Raw genomic sequence first — 13,437 nt, 5'->3', positions numbered from 1 at the left:
GGACCACCATGCGAGCGGTGAGCACGGCCGAGACGGTCGCCACCACCCATCCCTGGGCCATCCACGCCGAGGCGCTGAAGGTACGTGCCGGACGTCACCTGGCGGTCGACGGTCTCGACCTGAACCTGGCTACCGGTGTCCACGGCCTGCTGGGGCCCAACGGCGCGGGCAAGACCACGCTGATGCGCGCCTTCGCGACGGTACTCAAGCCATCCGACGGCCGGCTGACCCTGCTCGGCACCCCGGTCGACGCTCGCGCCGACCTGCGCCCGGCCCGGCGCGCGCTGGGCTACCTGCCGCAGCACTTCGGCTTCTACCCGCGATTCACCGTGCGCGAGTTCGTGACGTACATGGCCTGGTTGAAGGAGATGCCGAAGGCCGCCATCCCGGCGGCCACGCAGCGCGCGATCGACCGCGTCGGGCTCAGCGCCAAGGCCGACGCCCGGCTCAAGACACTGTCCGGCGGCATGCTGCGCCGGGCCGGCATCGCCCAGGCCATCGTCAACGACCCACAGGTGCTGCTGCTGGACGAGCCGACCGTCGGTCTCGACCCCGAGCAGCGCCTCGACCTGCGCGAGCTGCTGCGCGACCTGGGCGTGGATGCCTGCGTGCTGGTCTCCACCCATCTGGTCGAGGATGTGGTCGCCGCCTGCACCGAGGTGGTGCTGATCAACGAGGGCCGGCTGGTGTGGCAGGGCACGCCCGCCGCGCTGGTTGCGCTCGGCGACGACGGCCACGCGGGCGACAGCCCCGCCGAACGCGGCTACTCGGCCCTGCTGCGCCGCCACCGCGCGGAGGCCGCCCGATGAGCGCCCTAGGACTCGAGCTACGCCGCTCCGCCGCGGCCGGCGCCGCCCTGCTCGCGTTGGCGATCGGCGTCGCCGCCCTCTACGTCGACGCGGGACGCTGGTCGGAGGGTTGGATGCCCCTCGTGCTGACCGCGAAGGAATACATGATCCTGCTGTGGCCGCTCGCCCTGGCCGCGGGCGCCTGGCAGGGCCGCCGCGAGCACCGGGCCAAGGTCGGTGAGCTGTTCGCCACCACACCTCGGTCCCGCGCGCGGCGGATGCTGCCGGTCCTCGTCGCGATGGGAGCCACGCTCGGGCTCGCCTATCTGCTCGTGATCGTCGCGGGCGGCGTGCGGATCGCCCCCACCGCCGCCTATTTCCCGCCGGACATCGTCGTCATCGTGCTGGCCGGCGCGTTCTCCATGGTCGCGGCGGCCTGGCTCGGCCTGGGCATCGGGCGGCTGCTGCCCGCCCTGGTGACCGCCCCCGCGCTCGCCGTGGCCGGCGTACTGCTGGTCTTCTTCACCGCGATCATGCGGCCCCACTGGATGGGCGCGGTCCTGTCCCCGGTCTACGGCGGCGGCCACTTCTACCCGTTCCAGACCATCGACCCGCGGGTGACCGGCGCGCTCGCGATCTGGATGGGCGCGCTCGCGCTGTCCGGGGCGGTGCTGCTGATCGCCCGCAGCCCGTGCGTCCGGATGGCCGCCGTGCTGCCGGCACTGCTCGGCTTCGGCGCCGCGGCGGCGATCGTCCCCCGCGCCGAGGCCGCCCTCGTCGCGCCAATCGACCCGGTCGCCCGCGAACTCGTCTGCACCGACGACGCGCCGAAAATCTGCGTCACCCGAGTCAACGCCAACGTGCTCGACACGCTGACCCCGCTCGCCCGCGAGGGTCTGGCCGTCCTCGCGAAGCTGCCGGACGCGCCGACCGAGGTGCACCAGGAACGGTGGGCTGTGGGGGAACCGCTCCCCACCACTCGCGACGACAACGTCGTCACGATCACCGTACGGATCGACGCCCACGGCGGCCTGGCCTATCCCGCCACCGTGGTCCCCGAGATCGTCCTCGGCCTCGGCGTCGAGAACACCGGCCAGTGCCAGCGCCGCAGCGCGGTCGAACGGGCAGCCGCCTACTACCTGCTCGGCCGCCAGCCGGTCCCCGACGTCGGCGTCACACCCGACGAGACGATCGAGGAGGATCCTGAGCTCAACGCCGAGGCGGTCGCGCTCTGGCAGGGCTTGCAGAAGCTGCCGACGTCGGAGGCGCTGTCCCGCGTGGCGGCAGTGCGCAATGCGATCCTGGCCTGCCAGGACAGCACCGGATTGCTGTCACGGTGAGCCTCTACCTGCGCGCGCGACGCGTACCACTGGCCCTGGCCGCGTCCGTCGGCGCCGCGGCCCTGATCTGGGCCCTGTGGCTGACCCTCTCCGACGACCGCGACGCCGGTGCCCTGATCGTCGTGCTGACGGTCGTGCTGATGGTGGCGGTCCTGTCGACCACGCTGGCCACCCCGGACGAGGACCTGGAACGCTCAGCCTCGTTACGCTGGACCCGGTGGCGGGCACTGCACCTGCTGGCCGCGCTGGCGCTCGTGTTCGTCGTGCTGCTCGCCACCCTGCCCACTGGCGCCCGTTTCGGCCCTGCCGCGCTGGTGCTGCGCGACGCCGCCGGCCTGCTGGGCCTGACCGCCATGTGCGCGACGGTCGTTGGCGCCGCCCGCGCCTGGTTCCTCCCGCTGGGCTGGACGGTCGTCGCCGCCCTGTTTCCCCAGTCGAGCACGTGGAAGGCTCTCGCCACGTGGCAGGGCCAGCCCCACACCAGCCGACCCGCGGCGGCGATCGCAGCCATCCTGGCGGTCACGGGCCTCCTGACGTACGCCTTCCTCGGAGCCGCCCGGCGCGAAGGACCTTAGCTTGGCGTTCACCCTGCCGGCCCGATGAGCTGTGGGTTCGGCTCGGGGTAACCGCAGCCCGCCTGCACGTCACCGATCGCGCCGTGCACAAGCACATCAGCAACATCTTCGCCAAGCTCGACCTGCCCCCGGACGACAGCAGCCACCGCCGCGTCACCGCAGTACTCGCCTACCTCGGAACGCACCCGAAGAAATGACCCACCAGACTCTTCTTCCTTCCACCTCAGCGTCCAAGCGCTCAACACCCTGACCGGACAGGCAATGGGCAGGGCACCGACTGCTGTCTCACCTGGAGCCTCGCCTTCACCGGTGTCCGGGCTGCCTGCACCCACCATGAGCTGCAAGATCAGCTTGGAGAAGGCTCAGTGGTCCGGCGTGGCCATCCAGGCGGCGATCTGGGCCCTTGAGGTGAAGCCGAGCTTGTTGAGGATGTTGCGTACGTGGGTTTCGACGGTGCGTTCGGAGATGAACAGGCGTGCCCCGATCTGCTTGTTGGTAAGACCGTCAGCGACCAGCCGCGCGACGTCGGTTTCGCGCTCGCCGAGAATCCCCGCGCTGCCGCGTTCCGGGTTTACGGCGGCCGGAGAAGGGAGCTCACGGAGTGCGAGCCGTACCGCAGCGTCTCGGTTCAACTGCTGCCCAGCGGTGAACTCCGACTCGAATCTCGGACCGAGCGCGGCCGTCACCGACGCGGCGGCCTGAGTCAGGGCCGGAGCCATTCCCGCGTTGACGCGCGCGCCCGCTTCGTCGCGCAGGCGTTCCATCGCCCCGAGGAGCCGTGCTGCCAGCCGCGACTCGCGCGAGGCAGCCGCACAGCAGCCGAGCGCGCCGAGCAGGTGGCATTGGGCCACCCGGTCGTCGAGTTGGTGGGCGATGCGCAGCGCTTCGGTAAACCGCTGCTCGGCCTCGGGAAGGTCGCCGGTGAGCAGCGCGGCGAAGCCCTGGTTCATCAGCATCATGTCGAGGCTGTACAGGTCGCCCGCTTCGCGGCTGAGCCGCGCGCCCTCCCCTGCGGCGGACCTGACGGTGTCGAGGTCGCCGTCGAGGAGGCCGTTGAGCGCCGGGGCCTGGTGCAGCATGAGGGTGGTACCCAGGTCGTCCAGGCCGGTGGCGGCGACGCGGGCCCGGTCGAGCAGCCGTACGGCGGACGCTCGATCGCCGGCCAGGTTCGCGGCGACCGACGCCATGGCCAGCGACTGCGCCAGCACATCCGACTGTCCCGCGGAGCGGGCCGCCGCCACGGCGCGGTCGAGCGCCGGCATGGCCGCCGCCGGGTCGTTCTGCAGCACAGCGAGGAACCCACGGACGAAGTACGACCACGGGTGCGCGACCGGATCAGCGACCCCGGCGAGCAACTCGTCGAGCCACCGCACCCCCTCGGTCGTGGCGCGGGTGACCCAGTACCAGATCAGGCCGGTAGCGATGTCTACTCCGCGCCGGAAGTCGCGCCGGTCGGCACAGCGGCGCAGGACGGCTCGGACATTGTCGACTTCCAGTTCCGCCCAGGCCAGCCAGTCGAGCAGCCGGAAGCGTCCCTCCGCCGCGAACTGCCGACAACACGCCAGGTAGTAATCGGCGCAGCGCTCCTCGACGATTTCTTCCTCGCCAGCCTCCCGCAGTTTGAGGCGGGCGTACTCACGCATCGTCTCGTGCAGCCGGTAGCAGGCGGTGCCGGCGACCTCCTCCTTGGTCGCCAGCGATTTGTCCAGCAACGACGACAACAGGTCGAGCGCACCTGGTGCCGGCAGGTCGTCGCCGCAGCACACCGCCTCGACATCGTCGAGGGTGAACCGACCGGCGAACACGCCCAACCGCGCCAACAGCGTCCGCTCGGCCGGCGCCAGCAGGCTGTAGCTCCACTCGATCGTGGTGCGCAGCGTCTGATGGCGCGGCAGCGCGGCTCGACTGCCGCCGGTGAGCAGGTCGAACCGGCCGCTGAGCCGATCGCGGATCTGCTCGGGGCTCAGCGCCCGCGTGCGCACCGCCGCCAGCTCGATCGCCAACGGCAACCCGTCGAGCCGGCGGCACACATCGACGACCGCGGCCTGGTTGCCGGTGGTCAGGCCGAAGCTGCCCGACGCGGCTGCGGCACGCTCGACGAAGAGGGTGACCGCCTCGTTCTGGCGAAGCTGGGCGAGGGGCTCGGAGGCGCACGGTGACGGCAGTTGGAGCGGAGGAACGGGCAGCACGTGCTCACCGGCCACCGACAACGGCTCCCGGCTGGTCGCGATCACGCGTACCCCCGGCGCTGTAGTGATCACATCGGCGACGAGTCGGGCGGCCGCGTCGAGCAGGTGCTCGCAGTTGTCGACGACCAGCAGCAACTGCTTGTCCCTGAGGTAGGGCCGCAGCAGGGCCGCCGGCTCGGTCGCGGCCTGGTCGCGCAGGCCGAGAGCGGCCAGGACGGCATGGCCGACGAGCGCCGGATCCGCCAGTTCGGCGAGTTCGACCAGCCAGGCGCCGTCGCCGAACCCACGCCGGAGGTCGGTCGCGACGCGGAGCGCCAGACGCGTCTTGCCCACCCCACCCGGCCCGACCAGGCTGACCAGCCGCGCGGCGGTCAACTTCTTCCTGGCCTCGGCCAGCTCGTGACGACGGCCGACGAAGCTCGTCGCTTCGACGGGCAGGTTGCCCGATCGGTGAGTGGGTCTGGGCACCGACCGACCGTACTACGGACCGTGATCTTCCCAATGTCGGCCGCTCAGTACCGGCTCAGTGGTTGCACTGATGGCGACGCCCTCCGCGCTCCCTAGATTCTCGATCATGACTACGAAACATCCGGCCTGGCGGGTCGAGATCAGCTTTGTTGACGCGCCCCCGGTGCGACAGATCGAGCGGGCGTCCGGCGTCAGCGCCGTCGAGGCCGCCGGTCCGGTCGTGCGCTGCCTCGTCGCCGGCAGCTTCCAACCGTTCCTCGAGGCGCTGCGCGGCCACGAGGTCATCACCCTGCAGTCGATGCCGGCCGTCGGAGCATCGTCATCCGCACGCGTCAAGGAAGGCCTGTGATGGATTCCGCTGCGGGCGCCTCACCGCGCCGGCTGGCCCGGGCTGCCGGCCTGCTCTACCTCATCAACATCGTCGGGGGTGCCTTCGCCATCAGCGTTGTCCCCGCCATGCTGGTCACGCCCGATCCGGTGACCACGGCCCACAATATCGCGAGCCATGAGCTGCTCTACCGGTCCGGCCTCGCCGCGCACGTGGTGGTCACCGTGACCAACGTCGGCCTGGCAGTCATCTTCTATGACCTGCTCAAGGTGGTGAACCGACGGCTCGCCCTGCTGGACGTGTTCTTCATCCTGGTCGGCACCGCCATCGAGGCCGCCGGCCTGGTCAACCAGTTCGCGCCTTTGGTCCTCACGGGCGACGGCCCCTACGCGAACGCGCTTCCGGCGGCACAGCTGCAGGCCCTGGCCTACCTGCCCGGCGACCTGTCCGGCATCGACTACACCATCCACACGGTGTTCTTCGGCTTCGACCTCCTCTGCATGGGCTATCTGCTCCTCAGGTCGAGGTTCCTCCCCACGACGATCGGCGTCCTGCTCGCGATCGACGGCCTCGCCTACCTGATCTACAGCTTCACCAACATCCTGGCACCGGGGTTCGCCGCCCACCTGGTCCCCTGGATCCAGTTGCCCGCGCTCCTCGGCGAAGGAACGCTCTGCCTGTGGCTGCTCGTGGCGGGCGTGAACATCGAACGATGGAAGCAGCAGGCCGCCTTCTCCTCACGTTCGGATAACACCCCCCTCACGCCCCGAGGACACGCCCCGGCGCGGCCTTGACCGCTGTGTCGAGGCGTCGGCGAACCCGGTCAGCCCGGTCGCGGCCCGCTGGAGCAGGCCGGCAACCCAGCCGGTCGGCCCCAGCGTGCCGAGCGGGAGGCCGGCACCGTTTGCCAGAGCCGGATCGGCCGGTAGTGCTGGACCAGTCGACTCGCGAGGGTGTCACCTTCGCGGTCACTCAGTCGAGGCAGAACTCGTTGCCCTCGATGTCCTGCATCACGAGGCACGACTCGTTGTCGCCGTCGGCGCGCAGTAGTCGCACGCGTACCGCGCCGAGCGCGACCAGTCGTGCGCATTCGGCCTCGAGTGCGGCCAGGCGCTCTTCACCCACGAGCCCGGTGCCGACCCGTACGTCAAGATGCAGCCGGTTCTTGACGACCTTGCCTTCGGGAACGCGCTGGAAGTACAGTCGCGGGCCCACCCCTGAGGGATCACTGCAGGCGAACGCTGAGCCCTGCTTCTCAGGCGGCAGCGTGCGATCGAAATCGGTCCAGGTGGCAAACCCCTCCGGGGGCGGCGGTACGACGTACCCCAACACCTCGCACCAGAAACGAGCGACGCGCTCAGGTTCTGCGCAATCGAAGGTGACCTGGATCTGCCTGACCGACGCCATCGGCCCACCATAGAGGCGGGATCTCGGCGACCTGCGGGAGGGGATCCGGGTCGGCAGCGCCGCTGCGGCGCTCAATCTCCAACCGCACGATCGCTGCTCGACAGGCTTGGCCGGAGGTCCTCGGCTTCATCACCCGGGGGCGGCCCTAGAAAGGTTAGGAAACTTTCCTAATAATATACGCATGAACAGTCTTCGATACCTGCTCTTGACGTCGGCGACGACCCTGGCCGTCGCGGTGGGCGCAGTCGTCGGCGCTGCCCCCGCCGCCGCGGCCAACCTGCTGAGCAACCCGGGCTTCGAATCGGGCGTGCTCGCGCCATGGACCTGCAGCCTCGGCTCGGTCGTCACCACACCCGTGCACACCGGCACCAAAGCGCTGCAGGGCCCGGCGTCGGCCTCCGACACCGCCCAATGCACGCAGACCGTCGCCGTGCTGCCCAACACGACGTACAGCCTCACCGGGTGGGTCCGCGGCAGCTACGTCTACCTCGGCATCACCGGCGGGGCGTCTACGTGGACGCCGAACGCGGCGAACTACACGCAGCTGACCGTGAACTTCACGACAGCGGCCAACCAGACCAGCGTCGAGGTCTACACCCACGGCTGGTACGGCCAGGGCACGTACTTCGCCGACGACATCTCACTCGACGGCCCAGGCGGCGCCGCGCCACCGGGCGTGCCCGGCACCCCGACCCTGGGCTCGATCACGAACACGTCGGTAGCGCTGTCCTGGGGCCCGTCGAGCGGGACCGTGACCGGCTACCGGGTCTACGAAGGCACCACCATCCGGGCCGACACGACCGCGATGAGCGCCACGATCACCGGCCTGGCCACCTGCTCCACTCACACGTACGCGGTGGCGGCGTACAACGCCAACGGCGAGTCGGCGAAGTCCGGCACGGTCACCGTCACCACGACCGGCTGCACGAGCGCACCCCCGACTCCGTCGGGCCTGACCATCACGGGCACCACGAACACGTCGATCTCGTTGCAGTGGAACGCCTCCAGCGGTGCGACCGGGTACTACGTCTACGAAGGCGCGACCCGGGTCGCCACGGGGACCGGCACCACCGCGACGGTCAGCGGGCTGCCCACCTGCTCGACCCACTCGTACACCGTCACGGCGTACAACGGAAATGGTGAGTCGGCCAGGAGTGGCGCGGTGAGCGGGACCACGACGGGATGCGGCAACACCGGACTGCCCAAGCACGCGCTGATCGGCTACCTGCACGCAAGCTTCGCGAACGGCAGCGGCTACCTGCGGCTGGCCGACGTGCCGGCGGCGTGGGACATCATCAACCTGTCCTTCGGCGAACCGACGTCGGTGACCTCCGGCGATATCCGGTTCAACCGGTGCCCGGCGGCCGAATGCCCGAACGTGGAAAGCGACGCCGACTTCGTCGCGGCCATCCGGGCCAAGCAGGCGCAGGGCAAAAAGATCCTGCTGTCGATCGGCGGGCAGAACGGCCAGGTGCAGCTGAACACCACGGCCGCGCGGGACGCCTTCGTCAGCTCGGTGAGCGCCATCATCGACCGCTACGGCCTCAACGGACTGGACGTGGACTTCGAGGGCCATTCGCTGACCCTCAACGCGGGAGACAACAACGTCGCCAGCCCGACCACGCCGGTCATCGTCAACCTCATCTCCGCCCTGAAGACCCTGAAAGCCCGCTACGGCGACGGATTCGTGCTGACGATGGCGCCCGAGACGTTCTTCGTCCAGCTCGGATACCAGTTCTACGGCGGCAACTGTGGTGGCTGCGACCGGCGCGCCGGGGCGTACCTTCCCGTCATCTACGCCCTGCGTAACGACATCACGGTCCTGCACGTCCAGGACTACAACTCCGGGCCCATCATGGGCCTGGACAACCAGTACCACACCATGGGCGGCGCGGACTTCCACATCGCCATGACCGACATGCTCGCCGCCGGATTCCCGGTCGCGGGCACCGGCTTCACGTTCCCCGCCCTCCGCCAGGACCAGATCGCGTTCGGCACCCCCGCCGCGGGCAGCGCCGGCAACGGCTTCACCTCGCCCGCGGCAGTCCAGGCCGCCCTCAACTGCCTGGTCCGCGGCACGTCCTGCGGGGGGTACGCCCTGCGAGGCGGCACGTCACCGAACCTACGCGGCCTCATGACCTGGTCCATCAACTGGGATCGGTACTACGGCTGGGAGTTCATGAACAGCCATAAGCCGTTCCTGAACGCCCTCCCCTAGCTTGATCTTCATATGCGCCACGAGCGCGGAGAGGGGCCGATGTAGGTAGATCCTCTTGAGGCGGTGCCGTCCAGGACGCGCCCTGGCTCGATCCTCATCTTTTACGACGGGTTCGACGCCGGGGGCGGCAACCCGGGCATCGCCGACGGCGGGGCCCGCGACCAGAATCCGGCCGCGGGCCCCGAGCCGCCGGCGCCGCTCAGTCCAGGCCGTAGGCCCGGACCATTGTCTGGGTGACGGTGGCACCGTCCGCGGTCGTGAGTTCAACCTTCAGATGGACGTAGCCGCTGCTCGCCGGCACAGCGGGCACGGTGGCCGCCTGCTGTGTGCCCGTGCCGGTGACCGGCAGCTCGGTCCAGGCGCTGGCAGGGATTCCCGCGACCGAACTCTGCGATCCGGCCGCGTACCAGACCTTGGCCCCGGTGACCGGAACTGGCTTCCCGCCAGACCTGTTGGTGACGGCCGACAACCGCAACGGCACGGCGGTGCCGCCGGGGACCGTGTTGGTCAGCCTGAGCGGCAGGTCGAGCACGGGCACCGGGACGCCCTGCGCGCCCTGTTGCCCAGCGCTGGTGCGGAACGTCCACGCAGTGTCCTCCGCGATCCCGATCGACCAGCGGATCGCGCCGAACCCGACCGGCCGCTGCCAGGTCGCCCGGGCCGTGATCGTGGCCTCGTCGTCGGGCAGGATGATCACGCCACCGTCGTATTTCGCCGGCTGCCCGTCTACGTTGACGGTGACGCTACGGCTGTCCGGATAGGCGCCGAGGGCGTCGTGTCCGCCGGCGTCACCGAACCAGGGGACACTCACCCGCAGTCGGTTGGCGTCGCGCTGGAACAGCGGCCTGCCGTCGGTCGACAGGGACATCCCGGTGGGCGCCTTGTACCAGCTCGTCGTCTCCTGGCCGGCGGTCCGGCTCCGCGGGCCGTCGAAGGCCCCGCCGCTGTTGGCCACGCCGGGTGCCACGATGCTCGTCCAGGCGACCTGCGGATGGGCGGTGAAATAGTCGGTCCGCTCGGTGGGCGCGAGGACCCCGACGGTGCTGCCGGCCGCCCAGAGCGAGCTGGACATTCCGGGGATCCTGAACTGTACGTCGGTCCAGAGGGTGCGGCTGTCGCCCTGGGTGTAGTAGCCGGCCCGCTGCGCGGAGAGCTCACTGTCGTGGACCCGCTGGGTGCCGGTCGCCACCGTGCCGGTCGTGAGCCACGCGAGGTTGTAGACGTACGGGCTCGTCTCCGGCTGCTCTCCGGACCAACGCAGCGTCACCGGGCCGGCGGCCACCGCCGCGGCCAACCGGGCACCCTCGTCGGAGCGGACGGTGAGGACGGGGATCGACGCCCCGCTCTCTCCCGGCGGGGTCACCTTGCCGACCAGGCTCGGGTAGTAGGCGATCACCGCGACCGCGCCCACCCGGGCGGCGTCCCGGACGACCGTGCCGAGGGGCCAGGGCGGCTGTACGGCGACGAGTGCGACCTTCCCGGTCAGGTCCTGGTCGAGGAGCTCGGCCGGATCGACCGCGACGAGCGGCGCGGTGCCCTGACCGTGCAGCGGCGGTGTCTGCACCACCGACCAGTAGTCGAGCGGTCCGGCCTGGGTGGCCACCGTCGCCCGCGGCGCGTACGCGCGGGTCGTCACGCCGAACGTGAATCGCTCGTCACGCCTGCCCGTCGAGTCGGTGTACACGGCGTCGACATACGACGGCGCGGTGGCGAAGCTCGACAGCCTGATGCCGCTGCCGGTCAGATCGTAGGTGTAGCCGACGGTGTACCCGAACGGCTGGCTGGCGCGGTCGGTCTGCCAGCTCAGCGGCCGCGCGTCGCGTGCGTCCAGGGTGATCGTCGCGTCACCGTCGATCTTGACGTTCTGCCGGGCGAGGAAGGCAACCGATGTCACGCCGCTGGCGTTGGTGGGCTCATCACGGGTCATGACGTTCGCGGCGATCGTGTAGGTGCCCAGCCGCAGCCGCGTGGTGGTGGTGCCGTCAGCGCCGAACCCGACGTGCCACGCCCGGCCGCGGGTCGGATCGATGAGGTCCCACATCGACGGTGCTGCCGCCGGGTTGCCGAACCGGTCGATGCCCACGACGGTCACGTCTGCGGAGGGCTCCTCGAGGTGGAGGCTGAACGGCACCTCGACCTGGACGCCCTTCGCGGTGCCGACCAGGCGGCCGGTGACCGTGCCGTACGCCGCGTCCTTGACCGGCAGTCCGGGGTCGATCCGCAGCGGGACGGAGGCGTTCTGGCCGCCGCCCACCGTCAGATGACTCGCGAGCGGCCGGACCATGGCAGCGGGCACAGGGGTGACGCCGTCCCCACCGACGAGTTCCTCGACCTCAAGCTTGAGCGTGACGGCCGTGCTGCCGAGGTTGGTGAAGGTGATCGGTGCCTGGGTGACCGGAAGCGACTTCTGCGGGTAGGAGAAGTCGCCCAGCCGCAGATTGGGCGCCCCGACCACCTGCTGGGTGACGGCACGGCCCACGTCCATCGGGCCGGCGCCCTGCTCGAGCACGTTCGAGCGGGTGTCGCCGGCCGAGGAGGTGAGCACCTTCTTGACCTCTGCCGGAGTGAGATCGGGCCGGGCGTCGAACACGAGCGCTGCGCCTCCGGCGACGTGCGGGGTGGCCATCGAGGTGCCGGAGTAGGCGACGTACGCCAGGTCGCCCCGGCCGCCGGCGCGGGCGGCGACCACGTCGACGCCCTGCGACGCGATGTCCGGCTTGGCGGCGGTTCCGCCGAAGACCGGGCCCCGCGAGGTGAAGTACGCCGAGGCGTTGTGCCGGTCCACCGCGCCGACCGTCAGCGCGCCGGGGCCGCACCCCGGCGTCGACACCGAGCCGGGCAGGCCGCTGTTGCCGGCCGCGATCACGAAGAGAGCCCGATCGCTGAGGGCCTCGACGGCGTCGACGTCCGGGCCCTCGCACTCGGCGCCAGTGGCACCGAGCGACATCGACACCACCCTTGCGCCGTTGTCGACGGCCCACTGCATCCCCTGGATGATCCCCGAGGTGTAGCCCGCGCCGGTGTTGTCGAGCACCTTGCCGATGAGCAGGTCGGCGCCGGGCGCCATGCCGGCGTACGCGCCCTGCGATGCGGCACCCGTCCCGGCGACCGTGGAGGCGGTGTGGGTGCCGTGGCCGTTGCGGTCCTCGACGCCCTCCCAGCCGATGAAGCTGTGCTCGGCGACGACCCGCCCGGCCAGGTCCGGGTGACCGGTGTCGTAGCCGGTGTCGAGGACGGCGACCTTCACACCGGTGCCGTCGAAGCCGAGCCGGTGGGCGACGTCGGCGCCGGTCAGCGGCACCGTCGGGCTGCCGCTGTCGCCGCTCTTGTCGCTGGAGTGGACGATCTCGTCCAGCCAGATCCGGGCAGCCGGGAGGCGCTGGACCGACGGCTTCTCGGCGGTGTCGCTCGATGGAGCGGGCGGCGTGCTCGCTGGGGCGAGCGAACGCCAGACGCCGGCGGCCTGGTCCTTGCGGATGCGCACCGCCGCGCCCTTGATGAGGGAGAGCCGCGCGGTGATCTGCGTTCCGGCCGGTGCCCTTTTCGCAAGCTCGTCGGCCTGCTGCACGGTCGCGTAGGTGACGATCACGGGCAGGGTGTCGCGGTTGGCGTCGTCGTACCCGTCAGCGAGCAGCTTGGTGATGTTGAACAGGTCTCGGTCCACCTGGCCGGTGTCGATCTGGGCCTCGATCCCGGCGGGGAGGACGTAGGTGCCTCCGGCGTCGGTGAACGTGGTGAACAACGCGTCGCGTCCTGACACGTCACGCAGGCGTACGTCGGCGAGGCCGCCGTCGGCGGTGACCCGAGCCGTGACCTCGTCACCGGTGACGAGCGTGAAGGCCCGCAGCTGGCCCGCGGGCGCCGCAGCGACGGCGGGCGGCGCGGGCTGGTCGGCGGCCCGGGCGGCCTCGGCCCCGAGCGCCGGCAGAGCGGCGACCATAGCCAGAGCGGCAAGGACGCTGACCGGGCCGCGGGCGCGGCGATGATCTGACATGCAGAGCTCCTGGACGAGCAGTGGGGTGGGACGTGCCCTACTCTCGCGGAACCGCCGTCTCCGCCGGCCGGCTCCGGCATGGCGAGACGGCGACATGGCGAGAATTCGACACCCGGCACACGCTGGGACG

9 protein-coding genes are annotated in these 13,437 nt (G+C 70.7%); 6 read left to right on the top strand and 3 right to left on the bottom strand.

The window, feature by feature from the left end; genetic code table 11:
* The first annotated feature begins 8 nt into the window (after positions 1–8).
* Genes GA0070604_RS11105 through GA0070604_RS11095 form a run of 3 tightly spaced genes read left to right on the top strand, consistent with a single transcriptional unit; the run spans position 9 to position 2,703 of the window.
* Entirely contained in the window at positions 9–809 is an 801-nt protein-coding gene (locus GA0070604_RS11105; RefSeq protein WP_091117877.1) for an ATP-binding cassette domain-containing protein, read from the top strand.
* Positions 806–2,128, top strand: a complete 1,323-nt coding sequence (locus GA0070604_RS11100) for a hypothetical protein (RefSeq protein WP_091117876.1) — start codon at positions 806–808, stop codon at positions 2,126–2,128. Before GA0070604_RS11105 ends, GA0070604_RS11100 begins: the two co-directional genes overlap by 4 nt.
* A complete protein-coding gene (locus tag GA0070604_RS11095) occupies positions 2,125–2,703 on the top strand; it encodes a hypothetical protein (protein WP_091117875.1) in 579 nt (192 codons plus the stop codon). Before GA0070604_RS11100 ends, GA0070604_RS11095 begins: the two co-directional genes overlap by 4 nt.
* Positions 2,704–3,065: 362 nt before the next feature.
* Here the strand turns inward: GA0070604_RS11095 and GA0070604_RS33910 are convergent, their stop codons facing one another.
* A complete protein-coding gene (locus GA0070604_RS33910) occupies positions 3,066–5,360 on the bottom strand; it encodes an ATP-binding protein (RefSeq protein WP_091117874.1) in 2,295 nt (764 codons plus the stop codon).
* 106 nt (positions 5,361–5,466) lie between these two features.
* On the opposite strand from GA0070604_RS33910, the gene GA0070604_RS11080 reads away from it, so the two are divergent.
* Both GA0070604_RS11080 and GA0070604_RS11075 read left to right on the top strand, forming a co-directional pair.
* Positions 5,467–5,709, top strand: a complete 243-nt coding sequence (locus GA0070604_RS11080; protein ID WP_141721271.1) for a hypothetical protein — start codon at positions 5,467–5,469, stop codon at positions 5,707–5,709.
* Positions 5,709–6,482, top strand: a complete 774-nt coding sequence (locus GA0070604_RS11075; protein WP_091117872.1) for a DUF4386 domain-containing protein — start codon at positions 5,709–5,711, stop codon at positions 6,480–6,482. The genes GA0070604_RS11080 and GA0070604_RS11075 overlap by 1 nt, the downstream gene beginning before the upstream one ends.
* 178 nt (positions 6,483–6,660) lie before the next feature.
* Here the strand turns inward: GA0070604_RS11075 and GA0070604_RS11070 are convergent, their stop codons facing one another.
* Positions 6,661–7,095 (bottom strand): VOC family protein, encoded by a 435-nt coding sequence (locus GA0070604_RS11070; protein WP_091117871.1) that lies wholly within the window; start codon positions 7,093–7,095, stop codon positions 6,661–6,663.
* Positions 7,096–7,276: 181 nt separating this feature from the next.
* Here GA0070604_RS11070 and GA0070604_RS34465 point away from each other — a divergent pair, with 181 nt between their 5' ends.
* Positions 7,277–9,313, top strand: coding sequence for a fibronectin type III domain-containing protein (locus GA0070604_RS34465; protein ID WP_091117870.1), 2,037 nt, complete (start codon positions 7,277–7,279; stop codon positions 9,311–9,313).
* Positions 9,314–9,512: 199 nt separating this feature from the next.
* Here the strand turns inward: GA0070604_RS34465 and GA0070604_RS11060 are convergent, their stop codons facing one another.
* Positions 9,513–13,307 (bottom strand): S8 family serine peptidase, encoded by a 3,795-nt coding sequence (locus GA0070604_RS11060; RefSeq protein ID WP_167363428.1) that lies wholly within the window; start codon positions 13,305–13,307, stop codon positions 9,513–9,515.
* Positions 13,308–13,437: the final 130 nt, after the last annotated feature.

Source organism: Micromonospora eburnea, assembly GCF_900090225.1.
In the GTDB taxonomy this organism is placed as follows: domain Bacteria; phylum Actinomycetota; class Actinomycetes; order Mycobacteriales; family Micromonosporaceae; genus Micromonospora; species Micromonospora eburnea.
This window is presented reverse-complemented; position numbering and strand designations above follow the sequence as displayed.

What these genes read in the sequence shown, in the direction of transcription:
- GA0070604_RS11105 (WP_091117877.1), top strand. Translation starts at nt 9, where the DNA reads ATGCGAGCGGTGAGCACGGCCGAGACGGTCGCCACCACCCATCCCTGG.
- GA0070604_RS11100 (WP_091117876.1), top strand. Translation starts at nt 806, where the DNA reads ATGAGCGCCCTAGGACTCGAGCTACGCCGCTCCGCCGCGGCCGGCGCC.
- GA0070604_RS11080 (WP_141721271.1), top strand. Translation starts at nt 5,467, where the DNA reads ATGACTACGAAACATCCGGCCTGGCGGGTCGAGATCAGCTTTGTTGAC.
- GA0070604_RS11075 (WP_091117872.1), top strand. Translation starts at nt 5,709, where the DNA reads ATGGATTCCGCTGCGGGCGCCTCACCGCGCCGGCTGGCCCGGGCTGCC.
- GA0070604_RS11070 (WP_091117871.1), bottom strand. Translation starts at nt 7,095, where the DNA reads ATGGCGTCGGTCAGGCAGATCCAGGTCACCTTCGATTGCGCAGAACCT.
- GA0070604_RS34465 (WP_091117870.1), top strand. Translation starts at nt 7,277, where the DNA reads ATGAACAGTCTTCGATACCTGCTCTTGACGTCGGCGACGACCCTGGCC.
- GA0070604_RS11060 (WP_167363428.1), bottom strand. Translation starts at nt 13,307, where the DNA reads ATGTCAGATCATCGCCGCGCCCGCGGCCCGGTCAGCGTCCTTGCCGCT.